The sequence below is a fragment of the Agromyces sp. Marseille-P2726 genome, from assembly GCF_902809835.1.
Lineage (GTDB): Bacteria > Actinomycetota > Actinomycetes > Actinomycetales > Microbacteriaceae > Agromyces.
Map to the genome: position 1 here is coordinate 712695 of NZ_CADDWM010000015.1, position 25969 is coordinate 738663.

Below are 25969 nucleotides of genomic sequence, written 5' to 3' on the forward strand. Positions count from 1 at the left end.
TCCCGGGTGCGGAGCCCGGAACTTATCCACAGCCGCGCACGGGGCTCTCCGGGGTGATCGCCGGCCGAACGACCGGACCGGGCGCCGGTATCGGCTGCTCCCGGCTACTCGACGGGATCTGCGGCGTCAACCCCGACGCTGGGCGGGCGAGTACCCAGTACCGTGGGCACGGCCGGGGGTCAACGCGATCGGAAGGAGAAGACCGTGGGTGCGAGTACGGAAGGGCACGTCGCGAACGTCGCCGATCAGCTCACCGATCGAGCCGCCGCCGGGCTGCTGTTGGCATTCCTGACGGCCGTCATCGTCGTCCTCGGTGTCGGGACCTTTCCGATGAGCGCCAGCGGACCGGATCGAGCCGACGAGAGCGTCGCCACGAGCCACAGCTTCTGACGTCAGAGCCAGGGTCGGCGCCATCCGCCGTGGTCGGCGACGAGCGCGTCGGCCTCGGGTGGCCCCCACGTGCCGGGAGCATACGGGTGCACCGGGCCCGGGTCGTCGATGATCGGCTGCATCACGCGCCAGGCCGCCTCCACGGTGTCCTGCCGGGTGAAGCGGGGCCGGATGCCGCGCACCGCGGCGAGCAGGAGCACCTCGTACGGGGTCGGCCCCTCGCCGCCCTTCGCGGCGAACTCCATGTCGAGCTCGACGGAACGCGGCTTCGGGGCATCCGCTCGCTTGGCATTCAGCACGATGCGCACGCCCGTCGCCGGGTCGAGCCGGATGACGAGCTCGTCGGGCCGGCTGGCCGCGTCGCGCAGGCCGAACCCGAGCCTGGGCGGCTCCTTGAACACGAGTCGCACCTCGGTGGCGGTCACGGGCAGGAGCTTGCCGGTGCGGATGAAGAACGGCACCCCCGACCAGCGCCAGTTCTCGATCTCGAGCCGCAGCGCGCAGAACGTCTCGGTGGTCGAGTCGCATGCCACACCGTCGACGTCGTGGTAGCCGTCGAACTGTCCGCGCACGTAGTGAGCCGGGTCGGCGTCGACCATCGCCCGGAACAGCAGGGTCTGCATCTCGGTGATCGTGCCCGGATCCCCGTGCGCCGGCGCCTCCATCGCCACCGCCGCCACCACCTGCATCAGGTGGTTCACGACCACGTCGCGAAGTGCGCCGACCGGGTCGTAGAAGTGCCCGCGGCCCGGGATGCCGAACTCCTCGGCCATCGTGATCTGCACCGAGTCGACGAAGTTGCGGTTCCACACCGGTTCGAGCATCGTGTTCGAGAACCGCAGGTAGATGATCTCCTCGAGGCCCATCTTGCCCAGGTAGTGGTCGATGCGGAACAGCTGCGACTCGTCGATGTACCGGTGCAGCTCGGCGGCCAGTTCGCGGGCCGACGCGAGGTCGCGTCCGAACGGCTTCTCGACGACGACGCGTCCCTGCTCGGTGAGGCCCGCCCCGGCCAGGCCCTTCACGACCGTCGCGAAGAGGCTCGGCGGGATCTCGAGGTAGAACACCGGCGAACTGGCCCCACCGATGGCCGCGGCCACGCGTGCGTATGTCGCATCGTCGGCGAAGTCGCCGTGCACGTAGCTGAGCCGCGACGCGAGGCGACCGAAGACGGCCTCGTCGAGCGATTCACCGGTGCCGACGATCGAGGTGCGCGCTCGTTCGACGAGCTGGTCGATCGTCCAGTCGTCGAACGCCACGCCGACGATCGGGCACGCCAGGAGGCCGCGCGCCTCGAGCCGGTAGAGCGATCGGAACGTCATCACGCGCGCGAGGTCGCCGGTGATCCCGAAGATCACCAGCACGTCGGCGTTCGCACCGACGCCGGCTGCGGCATCCGTCTGTGCCGCGATACCCGCCCGGGCTGCGGCATCCGTCGTGGTCGCGGCATCCGTGCTCATGTGGCCCGCCGTCCCCTCGTCAGCACCGGATCGACGAAACCCGACCCGTGATCGAGCTGGTAATCGAGGTTCACGGCAGCGTTGATGAGCGAGAGGTGGCTGAACGCCTGCGGGAAGTTACCGAGCTGTTCCCCCGTGAGCCCGATCTCCTCGGCGTACAGCCCGAGGTGGTTGGCGTAGGTCAGCATCTTCTCGAACGTGAGCTGCGCCTCGTCGAGACGTCCCGAGCGCGCCAAGGCGTCGACGTACCAGAAGGAGCAGAGCGTGAACGTACCCTCCGAGCCGCGCAGCCCGTCGGGCGAGGCGCTCGGGTTGTACCGGTAGACGAGGCTGTCGGAGACGAGCTCGGTGTCCATCTCGTCGAGCGTCGAAAGCCACATCGGATCGCGCGGCGCCACGAACCCCATGAGCGGCATCACGAGCAGCGAGGCATCCAGCACCTCGGTGCGGTCGTGTTGCACGAACGCGCCGCGGTCGGCGTTCCAGCCCGTCGCCATGATCTGCTCGTAGATCGCGTCGCGGGTCTCGGTCCAGCGCTCGATCGCCGCGGGCCTGCCTCGGAGCCTGGCGATCCGGATGCCGCGATCCAGGGCCACCCAGCACATGAAGCGCCCGTACGTGAAGTGCTGTCGACCCCCGCGCGTCTCCCAGATGCCCTCCTCAGGCGTGTCCCAGTTGTCGCAGACCCAGTCGAGCATCTCGGCGATCTGGGTCCAGCCGATGTGCGGCAGCTGGAGCCCGTGCGTGTCGGCGAGATGGATCGAGTCCATGGCCTCCCCGTAGATATCGAGCTGTAGCTGGTCGGCCGCGCCGTTGCCGATGCGCACCGGGGCGGAGTCGCGATACCCGGTGAGGTGGTCCAGCGTCTCCTCCACGAGATCCGACGATCCGTCGACCCGGTACATGATCTTCAGCGGACCCGAGCCCGTGCCGACGCTCTCGTGGATCCGGTCCATCAGCCACTGGACGAAGGCCTCGGCCTCCTCGGTGTAGCCGAGGCCGAGCAGGGCGTAGACCGAGAACGACGCGTCGCGGATCCAGGTGTACCGGTAGTCCCAGTTCCGTTCACCGCCCACCTGCTCGGGCAGCCCGGCCGTCGGAGCCGCGACGAGGGCACCGGATGGCGCGTAGGTCATGAGCTTCAGGGTCATCGCCGAGCGGGCGACCATCTCACGCCAGCGCCCGCGATACGTCGAGCGGTTGTTCCAGTCCCGCCAGTAGCGGCGGGTCTGCTGGAACATCTCGAACAGCTCGTCCTCCGAGATCTTCGTCGGCGGCACGCCGCCCGACTCGAGCATCACGCCGCTGATCTCACCGGCGTTCAGGCTGCCGGTGACTCGCAGACCCTGCCCGGCGACCTCGATACGCCCCGCGCGCTGCGAGCCGTGGATGACCGGCTCGCCGACGCGGTGCACCGTGAGCGCAAGGTCGCCGGCCCTGAACATCACGCCGGCATCGGGCACCGGCTCGATCGTGTGCGGCCTGCGCCCGTAGTCGAATCGCGGCTGGATCTCGGCCTCGAAGCTCATCGTTCCACGCACCACACGCACCAGGCGCACCAGGCGGTGCCGATCGGTCGCCTCTCCGTCGGTCACCGGCATGAAGTCGATGACCTCGCCCACACCCGCTTCGGTCATGAAGCGCGTGACGAGGATCGCCGTGTTCGGCAGGTACAGCTGCCGCGTCACGTACTCCGCGTCGGTCGGCCGGATACTGCAGTACCCGCCGTGTTCGGCGTCGAGCAGCGACGCGAAGATGCTCGGGGAATCGAAGCGCGGCGCACAGAACCAGTCGATGGTGCCGTTCACATCCACGAGTGCTGCGGTCTGCAGGTCGCCGATCAGCCCGTGATCGGCGATGTTCGGGTATTCGTCGGCCATGCGAGCGCCCCCCAGTTCTCTCGTGCATCGTCGCACGTCACGGCGTTTCGCGGTAGGTCCCGGGACCCTTCGCGACCGAAGCGCCCGGACGGCGTCGCTCGGAGCACACCGCCTAGACTGTTCGAGCACTCGCGGGAGTGGTGAAACTGGCAGACACGCAGGATTTAGGTTCCTGTGCCTTCGGGCGTGTGGGTTCAAGTCCCACCTTCCGCACGCATCTCACGACCCCTTCTTGGCGGGGCGTTCTCGTCGACGCGAGGCCGTCCGCGGCTCGATCGACCGGGATCGCGGCGCGACGGCGAACCCCGAGGCGTGTGCGGCGCAAGCCTCTGCCGGTGCCTCGGCCTTCGCGCTACCGTCGCAGTCCGATGCCGGCGAAGAGCGCCGGCGCCCTGAGAGGAGCCGATCGTGACCGATTCCAATGGCGGCATGCTGAACCCCGATCGCGACCCCGATGCTCCGCTCGACCCAGACGCCGACGACAACCAGCTGGACTCGGCGGAGGCCGATCGCCGGGCGGCCGAAGAAGGTACGAAGGTGACGAGCGCGAGCGAGGGCGACCCGATGGACGAGGAAACCCCGGTCGACAACCTCGAGTGACCCCAGCGGCTCGGATGCCGCGGCAGCACGGACCGCACCGGATCACCGCAGCGGCGGCCCGGCCGTGATGCGGGCACGTGCGTACGCGGCGACCTCATCGGCCGGCACCTGCCAGTCGGACTCGAGCCACCACGTGACACCCGCATCGGCCCACGGGCGCACCACCGCGGCATCCGCAGCCGGATCGGTGCCGCCCGTCGTGCCCTCCTGCACCACATCGAAGGCGCGGTCGGCGAGGCCGAGTCGCTCGCGTTCGGTGCGGATCCACGCGATCGCCTCGCCGGTGATCTCGGGGGTGTACGTGCGCTGCTGTTCGAGCGGGTCGATGCCGCTTGCGCTCGGCGGTGCATAGTTCGGGATCCACCCGTCGTAGCGCGCGACACGACGCATGGATTTCATTCGCGGCCACACGCCCACGACCCAAGTGGTGATGCGCGGCCGCTGCACGATCGCCGGCGGCAGCATCGTGTCGGTGCGGTGGGCGCGGAAGTGCTCGCCCTCGTACTCGAACGGCTCGCCCTGCCAGAGCCGCTGCATCAGCTCGAGCCCCTCGTCGAGCAACTCGGCACGCACCCTGCGGCCGGGGTCGTCTTCGAAGATCCAGAAGCGCTGTTCGACGTCTTGCGGCACGCCCAGCCCCGCCGAGAGGATGACGCGCCCCTTCGACAGACGGTCGACGGTCATGGTCTGCCCGGCGAGCTCCCACGGCCGCCGCCGTGGCACCGGCGTGAGCATGGTGCCGAGTCGGATGCGCTCGGTCAGCATCGCGGCGGCCGCGAGCGTCGCCCAGGGATCGGTCGCCCAGATGCCCTCCCACACGAAGAACGCGTGCCACCCGGAGGCTTCGGCGAGCGGGGCGAGCTCGACCGCGAGTTCGGGGTCTGTGCCGGTGAAGATGAACCCGTGCTGCATGCGCGCGACGCTATCGCGCACCGCCGACACCCGGCCGAACCGGGATCGCGCGCGCCGGTAGCCTGAGCACACCATGCGCTTCGGAATCCTCGACTTCACGCCCGCCCTTCAGTCGCCCGAGCTGCTCGCCCCGCCGACGGCCGCCGCGCTCAGCGCTGCAGGCGCGATCGGGGCGCCCGACGTGCTCGTCGCGGCGATCGACCCGGCCCTCGCCGACACCGCGGCGTTCTGCGAGCACTACGAGATCTCCATGGATGACGGCGCAAACTGCGTCATCGTGCAGGCGCGCCGAGGCGAGCGCACCTGGTACGCAGCCTGCCTGGTGCGGGGCGCCGATCGGCTCGACGTCAACGGCATCGTGCGGCGCCACCTCGACGCCCGCAGGCTCTCGTTCGCTCCGATGGACGTGGCGGTCGAGCTCACCGGCATGGAGTACGGCGGCATCACGCCGGTCGGCCTCCCCTCCGACTGGCCGATCCTCGTCGACGCGTCCGTCGCGACCCGCGATCGCCTCATCATCGGCAGCGGCATCCGTGGGTCGAAGCTGCTCGCGACTGGCGGATTCCTCGCCGATCTTCCAGGTGCCGAGGTGCTGACGATCGCGCAAGGCAGCTGACCGGCTGGATGATCGGCTGGCCGACGCCCTTCCCTTCGGGCCGCGCAGCCCGTAGCTTGTGAGGTAAGGATTACCTAACTTCGATGGAAGGCCCGCCATGCCCATCGCTCCCCCGCTGGATGCGCCAGCCCCGGTCACCGAACCGCTCGACGTCGCCGCGCTCGTTCGCACCGCGTCCGCCGACGACCATCGCGCGGCCGAGAGCCGCGGATTCGTCACCGCGCTCATGGGGGGCGAGCTCTCGCTCGACGACTACACGGGATACCTCGCACAGCTCGCCTGGGTGTACGACGCGCTCGAGTCGCGCACGGCCCGCTCCGACGATCCGGCCGTCTTCGACCCGGCGCTGGCGCGCATGAGTGCGATCGAGGCCGACCTGCGCGCGCTCGGTGCGCCTGACTGGCGCGAGACGCACGCACCGTTGCCCGAGACCCGCGACTACGCCGATCACCTCAGGGCCATCGCGAGCGACGACGTGCGGTACCTTGCCCACCACTACACCCGCTACCTCGGCGACCTGTCGGGCGGGCAGGCGATCGCCGCACTCGTCACACGGCACTACGGCGCGACGCCCGACCAGCTCACCTTCTACCGTTTCGACGTGGAAGCCGACGGCGTCGTCGGCATCAAGCGCCGTTACCGCCAGTCGATGAACGCCCTGGCGCTCTCGCCTGCCGACGTCGACGTGCTCGTCGACGAGGTGCGGGTGTCCTTCCGCATGAACAGTGCGATCTTCGAGGCGCTCGCGCGCTGAGATCGACGGATGCCGCATGGTCGCGCCGCGGCATCCGATCATTCTCGCGGATGATTTCCGAGCCGCGCCCGGCGCGCCGGTGGCGTCGATCGATAGACTGCAACGACACCCCGCCGCACGTTGACCCGGCATCCGCTGTGTCCCACCACTGGAGCTCTTCCGCATGATCAACACGGCCCTGATCCCATGGCTCGACCCCGAGACCATCATCGCCGGCGCCGGGCCGTGGGCGCTCCTGGTGGTGTGCTTCATCGTCTTCGCCGAGACGGGCCTGCTCGTCGGGTTCCTCCTGCCGGGCGACACCCTGCTCGTGATCTCGGGCCTGCTCTCGCATTCGACGCCGGCCGCACCGAACGGCGTCTTCGGCGTGAGCGTCTGGATCGTCGCCCTGCTCATCGGGCTCTCCGCCTTCATCGGCGGCGAGGTCGGTTACGAGATCGGCCATCGCGGCGGTCCGAAGGTGTTCGAACGAAAAGAGAGCGGGCTCTTCAGCGTCAAGAACGTCGAGCGCACGAACGCGTTCTTCGAGCGGTTCGGCGGCCTCACGATCATCCTCGCCCGCTTCGTGCCGATCGTGCGCACCTTCGCTCCGGTCGCGGCCGGCGTCGGCCACATGAAGCGCGCCCGGTACACGCTCTACAACTTCACCGGCGCCGTCATCTGGGGCTTCGGCCTCACGATGTTCGGCTACCTCATCGGGTTCATCCCGCCCGTCGCGTACCTCGTGCGCGAGTACATCGACGTCATCCTGCTCATCGCCGTCGGCGGCACGGCGGCCGTGACCGCGTGGCACTACTTCCGCGAGCGGGCCAAGGCCAAGCGCGCCGAGCGCGCCGGGGCCGACGTCGTCACCGACCACGACGAGGCCGAGGAGCTCGTGCTCGACCCCGACGTGTTCGAGCGTCCGCCGCACCTCGACGGCGACGACCGGGGTCCCGAGCAGCGCTGAGTCCGCGCCTCTCGAGGCGTCGCCTCCGGCGTGTCGGAGGGCGGGACTACACTCGGCGCCATGGGCTTCCTCTATGAGGAGAAGGCTTCATCGTCCCGATTCGTCGACATCGTCTGGCGTACCGTCGACGTCAGCGACGGCACCTACCTCGCGTCGGCCGACGCGTGCTTCGACCTGATATTCACCCGCATGCCGGTCGGGTCGCGTGTGCTGTTCAGCGGGCCGTCGTCACGGCCGACCGTCGTGCCATACCGTGCCGGCAACCGACACGTCGGCGTGCGGTTCACGCAGGGCACCTTCTTCACCCATGTCGAACCACGCTCGATGTGCGACCGCACCGTGCCCTTGACGATGCCCGACGACGACCACTTCGTACTCGGCGACCGCACCTGGACGATGCCCGACTACGAAACCGTCGACGCACTGCTCGCCGCACTCGAAGACGACGGCCTGCTCGCGCACGACGACGTGATCGATGCCGCGCTGCAGGGAAGTGAACCGCCGGTGTCGCCGCGCACGGTCGAGCGGCACTTCACCCGGGTCACCGGCCGCAGCCTGCGGCAGGTTCGCCAGATCACACGCGCGCGTGAGGCCGCGGCCCGGCTCCGCACGGGCGAGGCGATCGCCGACGTCGCCTACGCGCTCGGATACGCCGACCAGTCGCACCTCACCCGCGACGTGAAGCAGCTCACCGGGTACACGCCCGCGCAGTCGCAGCACCGCGACGAGCCGGTGTAGGGGGCGCGGCCCGCGGCGCCACCACGTGGAAAGTGTCGTTCCGGTTCAAGACAGCGCCCGCGGCATCCGCTTCACTCGACGCGTCGAACCATCGAGAGGATGCCGCCATGGACATCAGGCCGTACACGATCGCGATTCCCGACGCCGACCTCGCCGACCTTCGCGAACGCCTCGAGCGCACGCGATGGCCCGCCGCGCTGAGCGACGACTGGGCGCGAGGCACGCCCGTGCCGTACGCCCGACGGCTCGCGCGGTACTGGTTGGAGGCGTACGACTGGCGAGCACAGGAGGCGCGCCTCAACCGGCTTCCCCAGTTCCACACCGAGGTCGACGGTCAGCCGATCCACGGCCTGCACGTGCGCGCCGCGGACGACGCGGCCGTGCCCCTGCTGCTCCTGCACGGCTACCCGTCGTGCTTCGTCGAGTTCGCAGGAATCGCGCCGATGCTCGCCGAGCGACCCGGCCCGATGTCGGGCGTGGGACCGGCACCCTCGTTCCACGTCGTCGCCCCGTCGATGCCGGGGTTCGGATTCTCGACCCCGCTCACAAGCCACGGCTGGGACATCGTGCGCACGGCCCGAGCGTTCGACGAGCTCATGCAGGCGCTCGGCTACGACCGCTACGCGGTCTTCGGTGAGGACGTCGGCGCCGGCGTCAGTGAGCAGCTCTGCCTCGACGCGGGCGACCGCGTGCTCGGTTCGATCGCCGCCACCGATCCCGGTGCGATCGCCACCCAGTACACGCCGCCGACCGACCACCTCACGCCCGAGGAGCACGAGCGCCACGAGCAGCTGAAGGACGCCCGCACCGAGGACTTCGGCTACTTGGCGCTGCAGACGACGCGTCCGCTGAGTATCGCGTACGGACTGACCGACTCCCCCATGGCGCAGGCGACGTGGATCCTCGAGAAGTTCCAGGAGTGGACCGACCCCACGCCGACCTCCCGGAGGACGCCGTCGCCCTCGATGCACTCCTCACCCTGGTGACGGTCTCGTGGTTCGGGCGAGCCGGTGACGGCGCCGCGAACATGCTCTACGAGGCGGCGCACGCCCAGGCCGCCTGGGGGCGCCACCACGATCGGCCGCAGGGCATGGCGGCTTTCGGCAAGGAGCCGCTCATGCAGCGCATCCTCAACCCCGACGGGCGCCTCGCGTTCTGGAACGAGCATCGTCGCGGGGGCCACTTCCCGGCCATGGAGGCGCCCGACGAACTCGTCGGCGACATCAGGGCCTACTTCGCGAGGCTGCTCGCCGTGTGAGCGCGGTGTGGACGCGGCATCCGACGGTCACGGATGCCACGGCAGCTCGTGTCCCGCACGGCCCGCCGGTTCCAGCTGGAATGTCGAGTGCTCGACATCGAAGTGATCGGAGAGGCATCCGCCGAGCTCATCGAGCAGCTCCCCGGTGCGCCCGGACTCGAACACCTCGGTCTCGACCTCCACGTGGGCGCTGAAGACCGGGGATCCGGAGGTGATCTGCCACACGTGCACGTCGTGCACCGCGACGACGCCGACCGTGCCGAGCAGGTGCTCCCGGATCTCGGCGACATCGGTTTCGACCGGCGCCGACTCGAACAGCACGCGCACCACGTCGCGAAGCAGCGACAGCGCCCGCGGCACGATCAGCGCCGCGATCGCGAGCGACGCGATGGGGTCGGCGGCGTTGAAACCGGTCGTCACGATGACCACGGCCGCGACGATGACCAGCGCTGACCCGATCAGGTCGCCGAGCACCTCGAGGTACGCCCCGCGCATGTTGATCGAGTCCTTCGCGCCGCCGCGCAGCACGAGCAGCGCCGCGAGGTTCGCGATCATGCCGAGCAGCGCGACGACGAGCATCGGCACGCCCTGCACCTCGTGGGCCTCGCCCTCGCCGCCCGTGACGAGCCGGCCGACGGCCGCGACCGCGACCGACACGGCCACCACGACGAGGATGACGCCGTTCACGAGCGCCCCGAGCACCTCGGCACGACGGTAGCCGTACGTCTGCCGGTCGGTCGCCGGGCGGGCCGCGACCATGGCCGCGATGAGGGCGATGACGAGGCCGATGAGATCGCTCGCCATGTGGCCGGCGTCGGCGAGCAGCGCCAGCGAACCGCTCAGCACACCGCCCACGACCTGCACCACGAGGAACGCGCCGATGATCGCGGTGGCGGCGATGAGGCGGGCTCGGTTCGCGGTCGCCCCGTGGGCGTGCGCGTCGTCGAATGAGCAGGTCATGTCCCTTCCAGCGTAGGCTCGGATACCGGAGCTCGGTCGTGTTGGGAATGATCCGCGTTCTCATCGCTCGCCGTCTCGCCGCGGCCCACTCATCCGAGCCCGGTGCGGAATCCCTCCCGCCAGCTCGGGTACGCGAGCTCCCACCCGAGTTCGCGCTTCGCCTTCGCGTTCGATGATCCTCGCACCGTCGTCATCATGGCGACACCGTGCTCGCCGATAAGCGGGCGCGCGGCCCAGGCGGGCAGGTGCCGAGGCGGTTTGGCCCCGATGGCCCGCGCGAGATCGGGCAGCCACTCCGACACCGGTGCCGGGTCATCGTCGACGATGTTGTAGACACCGGGCGCCCCGCGAGTCAACGCGAGCGCGGTGGCGGATGCCGCGTCGTCGATGTGCACGAGCGACCAGACGCCGGTGCCGCCGCCGACGATCGGGAACCGTCGCGCCCGAGCCATGGCGAGGATCTCGCCGTCGCGCGACCCGTCTCGTCCAAGCAGGTTGCCGGGTCCGTACAGGCCGCCGTAGCGCAGGGCGAGCCCGCCCGCCTCGGTGGTCGCCCGCTCGAGGTAGCGGATCGCGGCCAGGGTCTCGCGCGACGGCCCCGTGGGCGACGAATCGAGCGGATCCTCTTCGGTCTTGACCGGGCCGCCGGTGCGTTCATTGGGCCAGCCGGTGAAGCTCTGCGCCACGAGCCGAGGCGAGTCCAGCTCGGCCGCCGCCGCCAGGAGGTGGTCGGTTCCCCGAGTGCGGAGCTCGTTCGTGACGGCGAACCCCCCGTCGAAGTGCTTGAGTTCGAGACCGCCTGCGAGGGCCGTCAGTTGGTGCACGATCGCCTCGGGGCGAGCGGCGACGACAGCACGGCGAACGGATGCCGCATCGAGCCCGTCCATGACCACGCCGGTCGCGCCCGCCCGTTCGATCGCGGCGAGGCGTTCCTCGCTCCTCGACGTTCCGGTCACCTCGTGGCCCTCGGCCACGAGCAGCGGCACCAGGCGTGATCCCACGGCGCCCGTGGCGCCCGCGATGAAGACTCGCATGTCGGTTCTTCCCTTCTCTCACCCCCTCCGACGGATGGGCCGCGGTCGCTGTGACAGCGGAAGGTCACGAATCGCGTCGTCCACGCCGCGGAATCCAGCTCGTGCGCGTGAATCCCCACCGGCGAGGACTCCTGCGCGCGAACGGGATTCCGCCATGGCAGGCACGACGACCATTACCTGTGCGAGGCTCGGAGCATGCCCGCCTCCACCGCGGAGCTCGGCGAACTCCGCCCCCTGATGTTCTCCATCGCCTACCGCATGCTCGGCAGCGTCACCGAGGCCGAAGATGTCGTGCAGGAGGCCTACCTGCGCCTGCACGAGCGTTCGCTCGGCAGCGAACCGATCGAACGGCCCGAGGCGTTCGCGGCGACGGTCGCCACACGCCTTGCGATCGATGCACTGCGTTCTGCTCGACGCACCCGCGAGCTCTACACGGGCACGTGGCTGCCCGAGCCGTTGCCCGACGACGACGCCGATCCGGCGCACCGGATCGAACGCGACGAGACGCTGTCGTTCGCCTTCCTCGCCGTGCTCGAGCGACTGGGGCCGGTCGAGCGCGCTGTGTTCATCCTCCGCGAAGTGTTCGACGTCGACTACGAGGTCATCGCCGACATCCTCGAACGCGACCAGGCAGCCTGCCGCCAGATCATGCACCGTGCGCGGATCCGCATCGCCGCCGGCCGGCCCCGATTCGAGGCGGACGCCGCACGCGACGCCGCCCTCATCGACGTGTTCTTCACCGCGCTCCGCGCCGGCGATGTCGAGGCGCTCGCAGGCGTCCTCGCCGACGATGTCGTCTTCTACGGCGACGGCGGCGGCAAGGCGCCCGCCATCGCGCATCCGATCCATGGCGCGGTGGCCGTGGCACGATTCCTTGCGGGGCTCGTACGCCGCGGCGCCGCCATGGGGGTACGGATGGAACCCACTCGGGTGAACGGCGAACCGGCCGTGCGCGTCGCGACGCCGGCCGGCGAGGCGCTCAGCGTGCTCATGGTGCACGTCGCCGACGGACGCATCGCCGTGATCGGGAACCAGTTGAACCCCGACAAGCTCCGTCATCTCGGCGCGGTCGGCGACCTGAACGCCCTCGTCGCCCGCGAGCGCTGAGCTACGCCCGAATCCCGCTCGATCACTGGAATCCCCATGGATCAGGACTCCAGCGCGATCGGGATTCCTGCGCGGATCGAGCTACGCCGACGTGCCGAGTCGCGCCGCGACCCACTCGAGCTCTGGCAGGAGGGTGGCGAACGCGCGCGCCCGGTGACTTCGGGCGTCCTTCTCCTCGGGAAGCAGCTCGGCCGACGTCACCTCGAGCCCCTCGGGCTCGAAGATCGGGTCGTAGCCGAATCCGTGCGAGCCGCGCGGCTCGTATGCGAGCGCGCCGCGCCAGACGCCGTCGGTCACGAACTCGTGCCCGCCCGACATCACGGCCTCGGGCACGACGAGTGCGATGGTGCAGTGGAAGGACGCACCGCGATTCGGGCGACGGATGTCGGCGAGCTGGTTGAGGAGGAGCCGCACATTCGCCTGGTCTCCAGCGCCGTGCCCCGCCCATCGAGCGGAGAAGATGCCGGGCGCCGCGCCGAGCACATCGACCACGATTCCCGAGTCATCGGCGAGGGCGATGCGCCCGGTGTGCTGGGCCGCGGTGCGTGCCTTGATCAGGGCGTTGTCGGCGAAGCTGAGGCCGTCTTCAACGGGCTCGGGTCCGTCGTACGGATGCACGACCGCCTGCGGCATCCGCTCACCGATGATGCGCTGGAACTCGCGCAGCTTCTTCGGGTTATGACTGGCGACGACGAGGTCGAGGCTCATGAGCCGACCGCCGCTTCCGTCTGGGCGAGCGCCGCCTGCTGCAGGTTCGTCAGGTCGGTGGTGCCGGCGAGCGCGAGGTCGAGCAGTGCATCGAGTTCGCGGCGGTCGAACGGCGCCGCCTCGGCCGTGCCCTGCACCTCGACGAAGAGCCCTCGGCCCGTCGCGACGACGTTCATGTCGGTCTCGGCACGCACGTCTTCGGTGTAGGCCAGGTCGAGCATCGGCGTGCCATCGATGATGCCGACCGAGACCGCCGAGACGGTATCGATGAGCGGCTTCGCGCGCTGCCCGATGAACTTCTGCGCGCGGGCCCACTCCACGGCGTCGGCGAGGGCGACGTAGGCACCGGTGATCGCCGCGGTGCGGGTTCCGCCGTCGGCCTGGAGCACGTCGCAGTCGATCTGGATGGTGTTCTCGCCGAGCCCCTTCGTGTCGACGACGGCACGAAGGCTTCGACCGATGAGCCGGCTGATCTCGTGCGTCCGTCCGCCGATGCGCCCCTTCACCGACTCACGGTCGTTGCGCGTGTTCGTCGAGCGGGGAAGCATCGCGTACTCGGCCGTGACCCAGCCGCGTCCCTTGCCGGTCATCCAGCGCGGCACGCCGTTGGTGAACGACGCCGTGCAGAGCACCTTCGTGCGTCCGAACGAGATCAGCGCGCTGCCCTCGGCATGCGCGCTCCAGCCGCGCTCGATCGTGACCTCGCGCAGTTGGTCGGGGCTGCGCCCGTCGGCCCGGACCACGTCGGCCCCGGTCGCCGAGCCGGTCGAAGGGGTGTCGGATGCCTCGGTCATCTGTTCTCCTGTCGTAGGGTCCCTGGGCTCGTCGAGGGGTGATGCTCAGCGCGCCGAAGGCGGAAGGTTCACGGCGCCGGTGTGCACGAGCTCGACGCTCGGGATCTCGGGCGCGATCAACCGGTGGGCGAGGTCGAGGAAGGCGCTCGTGGAGTCGCCCGTCGCCTCGTAGCGATACGTGGGTGCGGTCGCGGCGCGACGCTCCATGCCGTTCGACACGAGCACGCGGTAGACATCGTTCGCGGTCTCGACATCACTCGACACGAGGGTGACCTCCTCGCCCATGACGTACGAGATCGCGCCCTTGAGGAACGGGTAGTGCGTGCACCCGAGCACGAGCGTGTCGACCGCGGCCGAGCGAAGCGGTGCGAGGTACTCCTCGGCCACCGAGAGCAGTTCGTCGCCGCTCGTGACGCCGGCCTCGACGAACTCGACGAAGCGCGGGCAGGCCGCCGAGAACAGTTCGAGCTGCGGTGCGGCCGCGAACGCATCGTCGTACGCCCGCGACTGGATCGTGCCTGCGGTGCCGATGACCCCGACTCGCCGGTTGCGCGTGGTGGCGACCGCACGGCGCACGGCGGGCTGGATCACCTCGACGACGGGCACGTCGTACCGCTCGCGCGCGTCGCGCAGCATTGCGGCGGACGCGGTGTTGCAGGCGATCACGAGCATCTTCACGCCCTGTGCGACGAGGTCGTCCAGCACCGCGAGCGCGTAGCCGCGGACGTCGGCGATCTTCTTGGGTCCGTACGGCGAGTGCTCGAGGTCGCCGATGTACAGGATCGACTCGTGGGGCAGCTGGTCTTTCACCGCCCGGGCGACCGTGAGTCCGCCGACCCCGGAGTCGAAGATCCCGATCGGTGCATCCGTCACGACATCCAAGCTTAGGTGAGTCCCGCCAGTAGGCTTCTCGTGTGACCGGGTCTGCTGCGCTGTTCACCGACCGCTACGAGCTCACGATGGTGGATGCCGCGCTCCGCGACGGTACCGGCCACCGCGAGAGCCTCTTCGAGGCGTTCGCGAGGCGGCTGCCCGACGGACGCCGCTACGGCGTCGTCGCGGGCACGGGCCGACTGCTCGAGTTGATCGACCGCTTCCGCTTCGAGGACGCCGAACTCGAGTGGCTCCGCGAGCACGAGGTCGTGCAGCCGTCGACCCTCGACTGGCTCGCCGACTACCGGTTCCGCGGTGACATCTGGGGCTACCGCGAGGGCGAGGCGTACTTCCCGGGTTCGCCGCTGCTCACCATCCGGGCGACCTTCGCCGAGGCGGTCATGCTCGAGACGCTCGTGCTGTCGACCCTGAACTACGACTCGTCGGTGGCCAGCGCTGCGGCGAGGATGGTGTCGGTCGCACTCGGCCGACCCATCGCCGAGATGGGCTCTCGGCGCACCAGCGAGCACGCCGCCGTCGCTGCGGCACGTGCCGCATACATCGCCGGGTTCGACGCGACGTCGAACCTCGAGGCCGGACGCACCTGGGGCATCCCGACCATGGGCACCGCCGCCCACGCGTTCACGCTGCTGCACGACACCGAAGAGCGTGCGTTCCGCTCGCAGGTCGAGGCGCTCGGCCCGTCGACCACGCTGCTCGTGGACACCTACGACATCGCCCAGGGCGTCGAGTTGGCCGTGAAGGTCGCTGGCACCGGACTCGGTGCGGTGCGCATCGATTCGGGCGACCTCCCGACCGTCGTCGCGGCGGTGCGCGAGCAGCTCGACTCACTGGGCGCGGTCGACACGAAGATCACCGTCACGAGCGACCTCGACGAGTACACCATCGCGGGCCTGTCCGCCGCACCGGCGGACTCGTACGGGGTCGGCACCTCCGTCGTCACAGGATCGGGTTCTCCAGCGGCCGGCATGGTCTACAAGCTCGTCGCCCGGCGCGACGACTCCGGCGAGTGGATCGCCGTCGCCAAGGCCTCGAAGTCCAAATTGAGCATCGGCGGCCGCAAGAACGCGGCCCGGCGGCTCGACTCGACTCGCACCGCACGTGAGGAGATCGTGTACATCGGCGATGGTCCCGAGGGCGAGGCCGAGTTCGAGCCCGGGAGCCGACTTCGCCCGCTCATGGTGCAGCTCATGGCCGACGGAGTGGCCGACCCGGCCTTTCTCGGTGCCGCGGGCACGCGCGCGGCCCGCGCGCATCGCGCCGAGGTGATGCAGGAGCTTCCGATCGAGGCCTTCCGGCTCGGTCGGGGCGAAGCGGTCATCCCCACGACGTACCGGTGATCTTCGAGGAGCGCGAGCCTCCCGCCGAATGGCGGCCGTTCGTCACCAGACTCTGGTACCTCGAGGCGGCGCGGATTCGAACGTACGAGAAGATCCTGCCGCTGCCGTTCGTGCATGTGATCGTCAACCTCTCGGATCCGTATCGGCTGTTCGATCCGCGAGGGGCGGCGTCGCGCGTCGACGACGCATTCGTCTCGGGCATCCAGTCGGAGTACCTCGTCATCGAGAGCCCGACCCTGATCCGGCACGTCGGGGTCGAGTTCACGCCGCAGGGCCTACGTGCGTTCAGCGAGGCACCGCCCAGCACGGTCACGGCACGCGTGCGACCCGCCGACGAGGTGCTGCCAGGCATCGCCGCGCTCGCGCGACGGCTCCGCGCTGCGGTCGATGCCGCATCCCGATCGCCCGAGGCGGACGATCTCATCGGCGCACTCGCCGCCGTCCTCCGCGACCGGCGTCGAACGGGCGTCCCGGCCGATCCCATCGTCACGACCGCGCTCGACGGTCTCGCGAGCGACCCCCATGCGCGGATCGGCGCGCTCGCGCCGCGCGCGGGCGTGTCGCACAAGACGCTCATCACTCACTTCGTCTCGGCGTGCGGGATCACTCCCAAGCGCTTCGCCGAGGTGCTGCGGTTCCACCGGTTCGTCACCGACCTGCCCATCGGCGACCCCATGCCGTCGTGGGCTGAGCTCGCCGCGGCGTCGCCGTACTACGACCAGCCGCACGTCATCCGAGCATTCCGCCGGTTCAGCGGATACTCCCCCGCCGACTACCTGCGTCGCGTGAGCGAGTTCGGCCCGGATGCCGCGAACTTCGTACCCCTCGACGAGGTGCCCCTGCCCGTGACGCGGGAGCCGGGCGAGCAGGCCTGCGGATCCCGGTGAAATTCGTACAATCACACGCGAACTCGCCCTCGCTAGCCTCCTCACCAACGGGAAGGAGCGGCGCATGGCGGTCGAGATCAATTGGTGGGGTGTGGTGCTCGCGGCGCTGTCGGCGTTCGTGGTGGGCGGGCTCTGGTACTCGCTCCTGTTCGCGAAGCCGTGGCAGCGTGCCGCCGGCGTCACCGACGAGGCGCTCCGGCGCGGGGTGATCCCCGCGTTCGTCGGCACCTTCGTGCTGTCGTTCGTGATGGCGGTGGCACTGGCGGCGTTCATCGGGCCGAGCGGAGCGGCCTTCGGTGCGCTCGCCGGGGCCATCGCCGGCATCGCCTGGGTCGCCGCGGCCTTCGGCGTGACCTACCTCTTCGAACGCCGAGGCGTCACGCTGTTCCTCATCAACGGTGGATACAACGCGCTGACGTTCACCGCCATGGGGGCGATCGTCGGGGCGTTCCAAGCGGGCTGAGCGGCCCTACTCGGCCTTCATCCGCTCGTAGATCTCGCGGCACGTGGGGCACACCGGGAACTTCTCGGGGTCGCGGCCCGGAGTCCACTTCTTGCCGCAGAGGGCCTTCACGGGCTTGCCGGTGATGGCCGACTCGAGGATCTGGTCCTTCTTGACGTAGTGGCTGAATCGCTCGTGATCGCCCGGTTCGATCGCCTCGTCCTCGAGGAGCTTCTCGAGCTCACGGTCGAGCACGGAGGTGCCCCCGCCGGGGGAATCGGGGTCGGCGATGCTCACGCGGACGGGTTCGATCATGGGGTCGATTCTACGCGCGGATGCCGCGGGCACGCCCGCTGAGCGGCATCCGTCATGCCCGCAGGGCCGCCGCGAGCATCTCGGGGCCCCGTCGGTCGAACACCCGACCCCCGAGCAGGACGCCGCCGACCAGCACGAGGACGCCCACAACCGTGCCCGCGGCCAGTGAGGCGAGATGCCATGCGGGGTCGACGAGGAGTCCGGCGGCGCCGAACGCGAGGGCGGGGAGCGCCACGAGGATCGAGCCGAACATCGTGATGGACTGCACGAGTGCCGTGACCGCCCCGGTCGACTGGGGCTGCTGGAACGGGCTGTCGCCCGGTTTCACCGCCGGATACGGGAATCGGGCCGACGTGATGGAACCGATGCCCAGTCCGCCGAGCAGCAGGGCGGTGCTCACCCCGATGACCGAGGGAAGCAGCCGCCAGTCGTCGAGCGCGACCGCCGTCACGGCGCCGCCGAGGCCGATGACGACGATGCCGCCGATCAGCACGGGCACGAGTCGGCCCGCCCGGTCGGCACGGCCCCGCACCCCCGAGGCGATGTGGAGCCAGATCGCCGTGTGGTCGTAGGCCAGATCGTTGTGCAGCGACCAGCCGAGCAGCAGGCACATCAGCGGAACGGGGATGAGCGCGGCGTAGCCCAGCGGGATGCCGGCGAGCCCCAGCGGCACGATGACGAGCAGTGGCACGATCGGCACCATCACGATCGAGACCCAATAGCGTGCGTCGCGGACCCAATAGGTGAAGCTGCGCGCCGCGACAACGCCCGTCGCGTTGTGCGGCATCCGGTCGAACCATCCGAGTCCGCGATAGCTCTTGGCCGACGCCTCGCGTCCGGGAGTGACGAGCATGTGCGCCACGAGCGCCCGCCAGGCGTACCAGAGGCCCGCGAGCGTGGCGGCGGCGATGACGAACTTCAGCAGTGCGGGTCCCCAGTCGCCTGCCGCGGCGTCGCCGGGCGCGGCGAACGCGGCCCCGATCGGCGTCCATCCGAGTACGCCGGCGATCGCTTCGAGCACCAGGAGCCCCGAGTCCGCCCAGTCCAGCGTGGCGAACAGTGCGATGACCGGCGAGATCATGACGATGAGCAGGACACCCAGGACGCTGCTGACCTCACGCGCACGCCGGGTCGCCAGCAGCAGCGACGCAAGCGACGTGGTGACGCGCGCGACGAGCAGACAGGTCGCGAAGGCGATCGCGGCTGCCAACACCGCGATGATCGTCTCGCCCGCACCACGGGACCAGGTGACGACCGTGCCGGCCAGCACGATCGCGAGCACCAGCGCCGGAACACCGATCATCGCGGCGCACGCGAGCCCCAATGCGAGCGTGCGGTCGGGCAGCCCGAAGAGTGCGAAACGACGCGGGTCCATGGTGTCGTCGACGCCGAACGCGAGCGGGAAGATGATGAACCCGAGCACCGTCGCCGCCCCGACGACGATGAAGACATCGCGCAGGAGCAGCACATCATCGGTGAACCGGAGGCCGACCAGCGCAGCGAAGAGGATGACGGCCGCACCGAGCCCGTACACGAGCCCGAGCACGATGCCGACGACCTGCCACGGACTGCGGCGGAAGATGTTCCCGAGCAGGCGCAGTTTCAGTCGGAGAAACTGTGCAACCATTCCATGCCCTCCGCTGCCTTGCGTCCGCCGGCGAGCTCGACGAAGCGTTCCTCGAGGGTCTTCCCGACGCGTACCTCGTCGAGGGTGCCTTGCGCCAGCACTCGGCCGCCGATGATGATGGCAGCCGAGTCGCACACGCGCTCGATGAGGTCCATGCCGTGGCTCGACAGGAGCACGGTGCCGCCACCCTCCACGTAGCGTTCGAGGATGTCGGTCAGATTCGCTGCCGAGACGGGGTCGACCGACTCGAAGGGCTCGTCGAGCACGAGCAGCCGCGGCGCGTGGATCATCGCGCACGCGAGTGCGATCTTCTTCGTCATCCCCGCGGAGTAGTCGGCGACGAGTCGGTCGATCGCGTCCTCGAGCCCGAAGGCCCCGATGAGGTCGGCGCTGCGCTCGCGGACCGTGCGATCGTCGAGGCCGCGGAGCACACCCGAGTAGTACAGCAGTTGCGCACCCGTCAGGCGATCGAACAACCGCAGCCGGTCGGGCAGGGCACCGGTCATGCGCTTCGCGGTCTGCGGATGCTGCCAGACGTCGATCCCGTTGACGTGAACGGTGCCTGCATCGGGTCGCAGCAGGCCGGTGACCATCGACAGCGTCGTGGTCTTGCCCGCGCCGTTCGGTCCGACGATGCCGTAGAACGACCCCGCTCGCACGTCGAGGGAGATGCCGTCGACCGCGGTGTTGTCGCCGAAGCGCTTGACGAGGCCCCGCATGGTGAGCACCCGCGGCGCGTCGGCCGGGGGTGCCACGCGAGCGACACGGAGCGTGCGCTTCTTGCGCGGCGCCGGCCTGCGCGACGCCGGTTTCGCCGGCGCAGGGATGACGACGACGGCCTGGTCGGCGTTGGCGGCGACGGATGCCTCGGGCTCCGCGGTGGGGGCGGCGTCGAGCGTCTCGACGGCGGGCGAACTCGACGTGGAGTCGGCTTCAGACGTCGCCGCCACCTCGTCGACGGGGAGCACCATCGTGGCGGCGGCCTCGCCAAGAGGCGCCACCTCGTCGACCGAGAGCACCTCGGTGACGTCGTCTTCCCGGGGTGCCGGAATGTCGCCCAGCGGGATCACCTTGGTGGCGTCGAGCTCCTCCCCGGCCGGGGCGGGCGCGGCTTCATCGACCGGCGTCTCGGTCGGCTCCGCCGGAGTCGGCGCGGCGTCATCGACGGGCGTCTCGGTCGACTCCGCCGTGACCGGAGCGACTTCTTCGATCGGCGTGGCGTCGGGCGGGGCCGGCGTGGGCTCGGGCTCCGCCGCGGGAACGGCGGCCGTTCGTTCGGGACGCTCCACGATGGCGTCGTCGGCGATCGCGGCCGCCGCGACCGCTGCCGCGGTGGCGCGGGCGGGTCGAAGGGGACGCTCGCGCGTCGTCTCATCGATCGCGTCGACCGCGTTCGCCGCCTCGGCCTCGCCCGGTGCTTCGGGCGCATCGGCCGCCTCAGCCGGCACGGGCGGCGACGGCGGCTTGCGCTCGGCGGCGGTCGTCTCGGCGGTCAGCGCCGCCGCGATCCTCTGCGATTGACGCTTCGTGCTGGCCTCGGCGGCGGCCTTGCTCCGGGCAGCCGGGGTCGTCGATGCGGCCGAGTCCCGCGCAGCCCGTGCCGACTTCGCCGCCGCTCCTCGGGCTGACGCCGCCTTCGTCGAGGCCGCGCGAGAGGCTGCCGTGCGCTTCGACGCGGAGGTCGTCGAGGACTTCGAGGAAGACGACGACTTCGACGAGGACTTGGAGGACGACGACTTCGACGTCGACTTCGACGAGGACTTGGACGTCGTCTTCGGCGACGACTTCGATGTCGACGTGGACGTGGTCTTCGACGAACCCTCGGGCGCCGACGACGACGACTTCGAGGCCGACGCGGTCGTCGTCGACGGGTCGGTGGCGATCGTCGCCTCCCGATCGGCTGACGTACTCGTGGTCGTGCCTTCGGGAGTCTCGTCGTTGTCTGGGCGCGAAACGGAAGTCACCAAGCCAACCTACCAACCGACCTTCCGCAAGCCCTCATACGCCGTTCCGGAATCCTTCGGGCCTGTGCATCTGCTGAGCGTCGCATCACGATCCCGCTACGACCGCGCAACCCCCTCGTGCAAGCATCTGCTCCCCGGATATCCTGAGGAACGGCATAACGGCGTGTCCATATGTGAACTTCCGGATGCACAGCAGACGAATACTCGCGAGAGGGGCCTGCGGCATCCGACCCACCGAAGGAGATGCAGTGACCACCCAGATCGTTATTCTCGCGGCCGGCATGGGGAGCCGGCTCGGGCGATCGCTTCCCAAGCCCCTCACCGAACTCAGCGACGGCCGCACCATCATGCGTCAGCAGTTCGACAACATCGAGCATGCATTCGGCGCCGACGCCGACGTCACCATCGTCGTCGGGTACAAGCTCGAGCACATCATCGAGGCGTTCCCGCAGGCGTCGTTCGTCTACAACGAGGAGTACGACCAGACGAACACCTCGAAGAGCCTCATGCGCGCCCTTGCTGCCTCGCAGCCGGGTGGCGTGCTGTGGATGAACGGCGACGTCGTGTTCGACCCGCGCATCCTCGACCGGGCCCTGCCGCTGATCGCCCGCGACCAGTCGTTCGTCACCGTGAACACCGCGAAGGTGTCCGACGAAGAGGTGAAGTACACCACGACGGCCGAGGGCTACATCAAGGAGCTCTCGAAGACCGTCAAGGGCGGCCTCGGCGAGGCCGTCGGCATCAACTACGTGTCGAGCCGTGACAAGGCGGCCCTGCTCTCGTTCCTGCAGCGCGTCGGCGACCAGGACTACTTCGAGCGGGGCATCGAACTCGCGATCGAGAAGAACGGCATGCTCGTCGAGCCCATGGACATCTCCGACCTCTACGCGGTCGAGATCGACTTCGCCGAAGACCTGGAGCGTGCGAACCACTTCGTGTGATTCAGCACCACAGCAGTGAAGAGCGGATGCCCCGGGCATCCGCTCTTCGCATTCCTGCCGCCGTCGAGCAGGTTCTCGGCCGCGAGAAGACGACGCCAGCCCGACGCTCGTCTACGCCGATTGCGCGATACCGGCCTTCGCCAGTCTCGCGGCGATGAGCCGGCCGAGCCAGGTGAACAGCACCGGGCTGATCACCCAGAGCGGAAGTGCGATAGCCCACGCCCACCAGACGTAGTACTCGGCGCCGAGCGCGAAGAACACGGCCACGGCGATCACGAGTCCTGAGAAGACGGCCGAGAGGTAATACATCCACGGATCCCACCGGCGATATCGGGTGAGGAGGAACGGCAGCTCGAGGAGCGCGCCGACGAGCAGCCCGGTGCCGAGGAAACGGCCGATCCACCACGGAGCGAACGCCGCACCCACGAGGCCGGCCAGCACTCCGGCGAGGATCGCCGTGCCCGGTCGCTTCAGGAGGGCGAGCGCCACGACGCTCGGCAGGAAGTGCGTGCCGACGGTGATGCCGTAGAGCAGCGGACCGAATGCCGCGAAGGCTGCCGCGAGGTATCCGGAGGCACCCGCCACGATGCCGCCACCGACGCCGATCGCAGCGCAACTGAGGAGGATCCGGGTACTGGTGCGGTGCACGACGCTCCTTCTCGAACCGGTCGCGACGTGCGCCGACCGCCTCCTCCAAACCTACCGCGCCGCGGCTGGGCCGTCGCCGCTGGCCTCTACGATGAGGAGCGTGATGAGCGCAGTATCCGTCGGGGGCTCTGGCGACGCGCATCCGCTCCAGCGGACGCCGTGGCTCAGGTACCGGCATTCGCTGTGGCTCCTCACCACCCGCGACCTGAAGGTGCGATACTCGACGTCGGCGCTCGGCTACCTCTGGTCGGTGCTCGACCCGCTGGTGATGGCGGGCATCTACTGGTTCGTGTTCACGCAGGTGTTCCAGCGGATCGCCGGCACGGAGCCGTACATCGTCTTCCTCCTGTCGGCGCTGCTGCCCTGGATGTGGTTCAACGGGGCGGTGTCCGACTCGACGCGGGCCTTCCTGAAGGATGCGAAGCTCGTGCGCTCGACCATGATCCCCCGCACGATCTGGGTGAATCGCATCGTGCTTTCGAAGGGCATCGAGTTCGTCCTCTCGCTCCCGGTGCTCGCGCTGTTCGCCATCGTCTTCGGCGCCCGGGTCGGGTGGGAGCTCGTGTACTTCCCGCTCGCGATGCTCCTGCAGGCGATCCTCACTGTCGGTATCTCGCTGATCGTCGCGCCGCTCGTGGTGTTCTTCCGCGACCTCGAGCGCGCGGTGAAGCTCGTGCTGCGCTTCCTCTTCTACGCGTCGCCCATCATCTACGGGGTGTCGAACCTTCCGTCGGAGCTGCACTTCTGGGCCGCGTTCAACCCGCTATCCGGCATCTTCGGGCTCTATCGCGCGGGATTCTTCCCCGACGAGCTCGACTGGTTCAACGTGATCATCGGCGCGGCGATGTCGGTCGGGTTCCTCCTCATCGGGCTTCTCGTGTTCCGAGGCAGCGTGCGTCAGGTGCTGAAGGAGATCTGATGACGGATGCCCCGGTCGCGACCCTGGCCATCACCGAGCCGTATGCCATCCGCACGGTGGGTCTCGGCATCCGCTTCCGACGCAACCGCCGCGGTCGTCGTTCGTTCAAGGACCTCCTCTCGGGCCGTCGGCGCCGCACGCGCCCCGATGAGTTCTGGGCGCTGCGGAACGTGTCGATCGAGGTCAAGCCCGGCGAGGCGATCGGCGTCGTCGGTCGCAACGGCCAGGGCAAGTCGACGCTGCTCAAGCTCGTCGCGGGGGTCCTCATCGCCGACGAGGGCACCGTCGAGGTCACCGGCGGAGTCGCTCCGCTCATCGAGATCACCGGGGGCTTCGTCGACGACCTCACCGTGCGCGACAACGTGTACCTCACCGCCGGGCTGCACGGCATGACTCGAACCCAGATCGACGCGAAGTTCGACGAGATCATCGACTTCGCAGATATCGGCGACGTCCTCGACACCCCGTACAAGCACCTGTCGAGCGGCATGAAGGTGCGCATCGCGTTCGCCGTGATCGCACAGCTCGAGGAACCGATCCTGCTCGTCGATGAGGTGCTCGCCGTCGGCGACAAGGCGTTCCGCGAGAAGTGCTACCGACGCATCGACGAGCTCCTCGCGGGCGGACGCACGCTGTTCTTCGTCTCGCACAACGAACGCGACCTGCGCCGGTTCTGCACCCGCGGCCTGTACCTCGACCGGGGCCGCCTCGTGCTCGACGCACCCATCGATGACGTGCTCGAGCGGTACAACACCGACCACGGCACCGGGTCCTGACGCAACCCGTCGCCCTGGCGCAACCCGGGGTGAGTGCGAGGGTTGCCCGTCTAGGATCGACCCACAATGAGCGAACGCGTGCACAAGATCACGTCCATGGGGCCCACCGGACCGCGCGAAGGCGAGCCCGGCGCGCCGCCTCAGCCCGGCGCCGATCAGGGTCGCGTCGACGAGGGGCGTGCGCACGGCGTGGAGCGCGGAATCGACGTCGCGCTGTCGATCCAGCGGCCGGTCGTCATCGCGCACCTGCGAAGCATCCGTCGCCGCGTCCCCGGTGCGACGCCCGAGCAGATCGTCCGCATCCTCGAGCGCCGGTATCTCGCCGCGGTGACCACGGGCGGTGCGGCGGTCGGGGCGACCGCCGTCATCCCGGGCATCGGAACGGGCGTGACCCTGGCTCTTTCTGGTGTGGAGACCGCCGGCTTCCTCGAGGCCACCGCGCTGTTCGCCCAGTCCGTCGCCGAAGTCCACGGCATCCCGGTCGAGAACCCCGAACGCGCGAGGGCACTCGTGATGACGCTGATGCTCGGCCGTGAGGGCATCGATCTCGTGCGGCAGTTCGCCGGACAGGCACAGGGAACCGGGGTCGCGACGAACACGTACTTCGGCGAGGTCATCACGAACACCCTGCCGAAGGCGGTCGTGGGCCCGGTCGTCGACCGGCTGCGACGCGCCTTCATCAAGCAGTTCGCCGCGCGCGGCGGTGCGGGCATCATCGGCAAGGCGATCCCGTTCGGCATCGGCGCCGCCATCGGCGGTGTGGGCAACAACATCCTCGGTCGACGCGTGCTGCAGCAGTCTCGTCTCGCCTTCGGGCCTCCTCCCATGGTGCTTCCGAGCGAGCTCGAGCCGCGCGAGCGCGACACCCTCTTGCGCACGACCACGAGGCGACTGACGCGCACGGGCGAGGTCGTCGGCGGGATCGCGGGCGCCACCAGTCGCGGGCTGCGCACCGTCACGGGGCGCGCCCGGCGGAGCATCGGCCGTGGTCGTGACCGCAGCGAGAAGGATGGCGCTCACGGGGCCGACAACGACGGCACGACCACCGCGGGGTGA

General features: G+C 69.5%; 28 protein-coding genes and 1 tRNA gene. 17 read left to right on the plus strand and 12 right to left on the minus strand.

Annotated features, from left to right (window positions below; genetic code table 11):
- Positions 1 to 204 precede the first annotated feature (204 nt).
- Positions 205 to 390 carry a hypothetical protein gene (locus HUS56_RS16000; protein WP_173924386.1) on the plus strand — a complete coding sequence of 62 codons (186 nt, stop codon included), beginning with the start codon at positions 205 to 207 and terminating at the stop codon, positions 388 to 390.
- A 2-nt stretch (positions 391 to 392) separates the two neighbouring features.
- Here HUS56_RS16000 and zwf read toward each other — a convergent pair whose 3' ends face one another.
- A complete protein-coding gene (gene zwf / locus HUS56_RS16005; protein WP_173924387.1) occupies positions 393 to 1850 on the minus strand; it encodes a glucose-6-phosphate dehydrogenase in 1458 nt (485 codons plus the stop codon).
- A complete protein-coding gene (locus tag HUS56_RS16010) occupies positions 1847 to 3730 on the minus strand; it encodes a glycoside hydrolase family 15 protein (protein WP_173924388.1) in 1884 nt (627 codons plus the stop codon). The genes zwf and HUS56_RS16010 overlap by 4 nt, the downstream gene beginning before the upstream one ends.
- A 131-nt stretch (positions 3731 to 3861) precedes the next feature.
- On the opposite strand from HUS56_RS16010, the gene HUS56_RS16015 reads away from it, so the two are divergent.
- Together HUS56_RS16015 and HUS56_RS16020 are read left to right on the plus strand one after the other, a co-directional pair.
- Positions 3862 to 3943, plus strand: a tRNA-Leu gene (locus HUS56_RS16015).
- 195 nt (positions 3944 to 4138) lie between these two features.
- Positions 4139 to 4330 carry a hypothetical protein gene (locus HUS56_RS16020; protein WP_173924389.1) on the plus strand — a complete coding sequence of 64 codons (192 nt, stop codon included), beginning with the start codon at positions 4139 to 4141 and terminating at the stop codon, positions 4328 to 4330.
- A 42-nt stretch (positions 4331 to 4372) separates the two neighbouring features.
- On the opposite strand, the gene HUS56_RS16025 is transcribed toward HUS56_RS16020, so the two are convergent.
- Entirely contained in the window at positions 4373 to 5242 is an 870-nt protein-coding gene (locus tag HUS56_RS16025; protein ID WP_173924390.1) for an LLM class flavin-dependent oxidoreductase, read from the minus strand.
- Between the two features lie 73 nt (positions 5243 to 5315).
- Here HUS56_RS16025 and HUS56_RS16030 point away from each other — a divergent pair, with 73 nt between their 5' ends.
- The 6 genes from HUS56_RS16030 (at position 5316) to HUS56_RS17195 (ending at position 9557) form a co-directional block, all read left to right on the plus strand.
- The gene (locus tag HUS56_RS16030) at positions 5316 to 5858 is read left to right on the plus strand and encodes a YbaK/EbsC family protein (protein WP_173924391.1); all 543 of its coding nucleotides are present in this window, start codon (positions 5316 to 5318) and stop codon (positions 5856 to 5858) included.
- A gap of 97 nt (positions 5859 to 5955) precedes the next feature.
- A complete protein-coding gene (locus HUS56_RS16035) occupies positions 5956 to 6612 on the plus strand; it encodes a heme oxygenase (biliverdin-producing) (protein ID WP_173924392.1) in 657 nt (218 codons plus the stop codon).
- Between the two features lie 163 nt (positions 6613 to 6775).
- Complete coding sequence (locus HUS56_RS16040) at positions 6776 to 7561, plus strand: DedA family protein (protein ID WP_173924393.1); 786 nt, start codon at positions 6776 to 6778, stop codon at positions 7559 to 7561.
- Positions 7562 to 7621: 60 nt separating this feature from the next.
- A complete protein-coding gene (locus HUS56_RS16045; protein ID WP_173924394.1) occupies positions 7622 to 8299 on the plus strand; it encodes a helix-turn-helix domain-containing protein in 678 nt (225 codons plus the stop codon).
- A 107-nt stretch (positions 8300 to 8406) separates the two neighbouring features.
- On the plus strand, positions 8407 to 9285 hold the full coding sequence (locus HUS56_RS16050) for an epoxide hydrolase family protein (RefSeq protein WP_217424038.1): 879 nt from the start codon (positions 8407 to 8409) through the stop codon (positions 9283 to 9285).
- Positions 9219 to 9557, plus strand: a complete 339-nt coding sequence (locus HUS56_RS17195) for a hypothetical protein (RefSeq protein ID WP_217424039.1) — start codon at positions 9219 to 9221, stop codon at positions 9555 to 9557. Before HUS56_RS16050 ends, HUS56_RS17195 begins: the two co-directional genes overlap by 67 nt.
- Positions 9558 to 9584: 27 nt before the next feature.
- On the opposite strand, the gene HUS56_RS16055 is transcribed toward HUS56_RS17195, so the two are convergent.
- Entirely contained in the window at positions 9585 to 10517 is a 933-nt protein-coding gene (locus tag HUS56_RS16055; protein ID WP_173924395.1) for a cation diffusion facilitator family transporter, read from the minus strand.
- 89 nt (positions 10518 to 10606) lie between these two features.
- Positions 10607 to 11551, minus strand: coding sequence for an NAD(P)-dependent oxidoreductase (locus tag HUS56_RS16060; protein ID WP_173924396.1), 945 nt, complete (start codon positions 11549 to 11551; stop codon positions 10607 to 10609).
- Positions 11552 to 11746: 195 nt separating this feature from the next.
- On the opposite strand from HUS56_RS16060, the gene HUS56_RS16065 reads away from it, so the two are divergent.
- Positions 11747 to 12658 (plus strand): RNA polymerase sigma-70 factor, encoded by a 912-nt coding sequence (locus HUS56_RS16065; RefSeq protein ID WP_173924397.1) that lies wholly within the window; start codon positions 11747 to 11749, stop codon positions 12656 to 12658.
- Between the two features lie 81 nt (positions 12659 to 12739).
- Here HUS56_RS16065 and rdgB read toward each other — a convergent pair whose 3' ends face one another.
- Genes rdgB through murI form a run of 3 tightly spaced genes read right to left on the minus strand, consistent with a single transcriptional unit; the run spans position 12740 to position 15033 of the window.
- Complete coding sequence (rdgB, locus tag HUS56_RS16070; protein WP_173924398.1) at positions 12740 to 13366, minus strand: RdgB/HAM1 family non-canonical purine NTP pyrophosphatase; 627 nt, start codon at positions 13364 to 13366, stop codon at positions 12740 to 12742.
- The gene (gene rph / locus HUS56_RS16075) at positions 13363 to 14160 is read right to left on the minus strand and encodes a ribonuclease PH (protein WP_173924399.1); all 798 of its coding nucleotides are present in this window, start codon (positions 14158 to 14160) and stop codon (positions 13363 to 13365) included. Before rph ends, rdgB begins: the two co-directional genes overlap by 4 nt.
- A gap of 45 nt (positions 14161 to 14205) precedes the next feature.
- On the minus strand, positions 14206 to 15033 hold the full coding sequence (murI, locus tag HUS56_RS16080) for a glutamate racemase (RefSeq protein WP_173924400.1): 828 nt from the start codon (positions 15031 to 15033) through the stop codon (positions 14206 to 14208).
- Between the two features lie 41 nt (positions 15034 to 15074).
- Between murI and HUS56_RS16085 the strand changes: the two genes are divergently transcribed.
- From HUS56_RS16085 to HUS56_RS16095, 3 genes are all read left to right on the plus strand, one after another.
- Entirely contained in the window at positions 15075 to 16394 is a 1320-nt protein-coding gene (locus tag HUS56_RS16085; RefSeq protein WP_173924401.1) for a nicotinate phosphoribosyltransferase, read from the plus strand.
- A complete protein-coding gene (locus HUS56_RS16090) occupies positions 16391 to 17281 on the plus strand; it encodes a helix-turn-helix domain-containing protein (protein WP_173924402.1) in 891 nt (296 codons plus the stop codon). The genes HUS56_RS16085 and HUS56_RS16090 overlap by 4 nt, the downstream gene beginning before the upstream one ends.
- Before the next feature lie 64 nt (positions 17282 to 17345).
- Positions 17346 to 17744 (plus strand): DUF1761 domain-containing protein, encoded by a 399-nt coding sequence (locus tag HUS56_RS16095; protein ID WP_173924403.1) that lies wholly within the window; start codon positions 17346 to 17348, stop codon positions 17742 to 17744.
- A gap of 6 nt (positions 17745 to 17750) precedes the next feature.
- Here HUS56_RS16095 and HUS56_RS16100 read toward each other — a convergent pair whose 3' ends face one another.
- Genes HUS56_RS16100 through HUS56_RS17510 form a run of 3 tightly spaced genes read right to left on the minus strand, consistent with a single transcriptional unit; the run spans position 17751 to position 21629 of the window.
- Positions 17751 to 18038 (minus strand): DUF3039 domain-containing protein, encoded by a 288-nt coding sequence (locus HUS56_RS16100; RefSeq protein ID WP_173924404.1) that lies wholly within the window; start codon positions 18036 to 18038, stop codon positions 17751 to 17753.
- A gap of 52 nt (positions 18039 to 18090) precedes the next feature.
- Positions 18091 to 19665 carry a hypothetical protein gene (locus HUS56_RS16105; RefSeq protein WP_173924405.1) on the minus strand — a complete coding sequence of 525 codons (1575 nt, stop codon included), beginning with the start codon at positions 19663 to 19665 and terminating at the stop codon, positions 18091 to 18093.
- On the minus strand, positions 19641 to 21629 hold the full coding sequence (locus HUS56_RS17510) for an ATP-binding cassette domain-containing protein (RefSeq protein WP_371808319.1): 1989 nt from the start codon (positions 21627 to 21629) through the stop codon (positions 19641 to 19643). Before HUS56_RS17510 ends, HUS56_RS16105 begins: the two co-directional genes overlap by 25 nt.
- Before the next feature lie 248 nt (positions 21630 to 21877).
- Between HUS56_RS17510 and HUS56_RS16115 the strand changes: the two genes are divergently transcribed.
- A complete protein-coding gene (locus HUS56_RS16115; RefSeq protein WP_173924406.1) occupies positions 21878 to 22570 on the plus strand; it encodes an NTP transferase domain-containing protein in 693 nt (230 codons plus the stop codon).
- A 111-nt stretch (positions 22571 to 22681) separates the two neighbouring features.
- Here HUS56_RS16115 and HUS56_RS16120 read toward each other — a convergent pair whose 3' ends face one another.
- Complete coding sequence (locus HUS56_RS16120) at positions 22682 to 23218, minus strand: ECF transporter S component (protein WP_173924407.1); 537 nt, start codon at positions 23216 to 23218, stop codon at positions 22682 to 22684.
- A gap of 103 nt (positions 23219 to 23321) precedes the next feature.
- On the opposite strand from HUS56_RS16120, the gene HUS56_RS16125 reads away from it, so the two are divergent.
- The 3 genes from HUS56_RS16125 to HUS56_RS16135 all read left to right on the plus strand — a co-directional run bounded on the left by HUS56_RS16125 (position 23322) and on the right by HUS56_RS16135 (position 25969).
- The gene (locus HUS56_RS16125; RefSeq protein WP_173924408.1) at positions 23322 to 24137 is read left to right on the plus strand and encodes an ABC transporter permease; all 816 of its coding nucleotides are present in this window, start codon (positions 23322 to 23324) and stop codon (positions 24135 to 24137) included.
- Positions 24137 to 24913 carry an ABC transporter ATP-binding protein gene (locus HUS56_RS16130; protein ID WP_173924409.1) on the plus strand — a complete coding sequence of 259 codons (777 nt, stop codon included), beginning with the start codon at positions 24137 to 24139 and terminating at the stop codon, positions 24911 to 24913. Before HUS56_RS16125 ends, HUS56_RS16130 begins: the two co-directional genes overlap by 1 nt.
- Positions 24914 to 24979: 66 nt before the next feature.
- On the plus strand, positions 24980 to 25969 hold the full coding sequence (locus tag HUS56_RS16135; RefSeq protein ID WP_173924410.1) for a hypothetical protein: 990 nt from the start codon (positions 24980 to 24982) through the stop codon (positions 25967 to 25969).

Bases quoted from the DNA above. Each gene is read 5' to 3' on its own strand.
- zwf (WP_173924387.1), bottom strand. From the start codon at position 1,850: ATGAGCACGGATGCCGCGACCACGACGGATGCCGCAGCCCGGGCGGGT.
- HUS56_RS16010 (WP_173924388.1), bottom strand. From the start codon at position 3,730: ATGGCCGACGAATACCCGAACATCGCCGATCACGGGCTGATCGGCGAC.
- HUS56_RS16025 (WP_173924390.1), bottom strand. From the start codon at position 5,242: ATGCAGCACGGGTTCATCTTCACCGGCACAGACCCCGAACTCGCGGTC.
- HUS56_RS16030 (WP_173924391.1), top strand. From the start codon at position 5,316: ATGCGCTTCGGAATCCTCGACTTCACGCCCGCCCTTCAGTCGCCCGAG.
- HUS56_RS16035 (WP_173924392.1), top strand. From the start codon at position 5,956: ATGCCCATCGCTCCCCCGCTGGATGCGCCAGCCCCGGTCACCGAACCG.
- HUS56_RS16040 (WP_173924393.1), top strand. From the start codon at position 6,776: ATGATCAACACGGCCCTGATCCCATGGCTCGACCCCGAGACCATCATC.
- HUS56_RS16045 (WP_173924394.1), top strand. From the start codon at position 7,622: ATGGGCTTCCTCTATGAGGAGAAGGCTTCATCGTCCCGATTCGTCGAC.
- HUS56_RS16050 (WP_217424038.1), top strand. From the start codon at position 8,407: ATGGACATCAGGCCGTACACGATCGCGATTCCCGACGCCGACCTCGCC.
- HUS56_RS16055 (WP_173924395.1), bottom strand. From the start codon at position 10,517: ATGACCTGCTCATTCGACGACGCGCACGCCCACGGGGCGACCGCGAAC.
- HUS56_RS16060 (WP_173924396.1), bottom strand. From the start codon at position 11,551: ATGCGAGTCTTCATCGCGGGCGCCACGGGCGCCGTGGGATCACGCCTG.
- HUS56_RS16065 (WP_173924397.1), top strand. From the start codon at position 11,747: ATGCCCGCCTCCACCGCGGAGCTCGGCGAACTCCGCCCCCTGATGTTC.
- rdgB (WP_173924398.1), bottom strand. From the start codon at position 13,366: ATGAGCCTCGACCTCGTCGTCGCCAGTCATAACCCGAAGAAGCTGCGC.
- rph (WP_173924399.1), bottom strand. From the start codon at position 14,160: ATGACCGAGGCATCCGACACCCCTTCGACCGGCTCGGCGACCGGGGCC.
- HUS56_RS16095 (WP_173924403.1), top strand. From the start codon at position 17,346: ATGGCGGTCGAGATCAATTGGTGGGGTGTGGTGCTCGCGGCGCTGTCG.
- HUS56_RS16100 (WP_173924404.1), bottom strand. From the start codon at position 18,038: ATGATCGAACCCGTCCGCGTGAGCATCGCCGACCCCGATTCCCCCGGC.
- HUS56_RS16105 (WP_173924405.1), bottom strand. From the start codon at position 19,665: ATGGTTGCACAGTTTCTCCGACTGAAACTGCGCCTGCTCGGGAACATC.
- HUS56_RS16125 (WP_173924408.1), top strand. From the start codon at position 23,322: ATGAGCGCAGTATCCGTCGGGGGCTCTGGCGACGCGCATCCGCTCCAG.
- HUS56_RS16130 (WP_173924409.1), top strand. From the start codon at position 24,137: ATGACGGATGCCCCGGTCGCGACCCTGGCCATCACCGAGCCGTATGCC.
- HUS56_RS16135 (WP_173924410.1), top strand. From the start codon at position 24,980: ATGAGCGAACGCGTGCACAAGATCACGTCCATGGGGCCCACCGGACCG.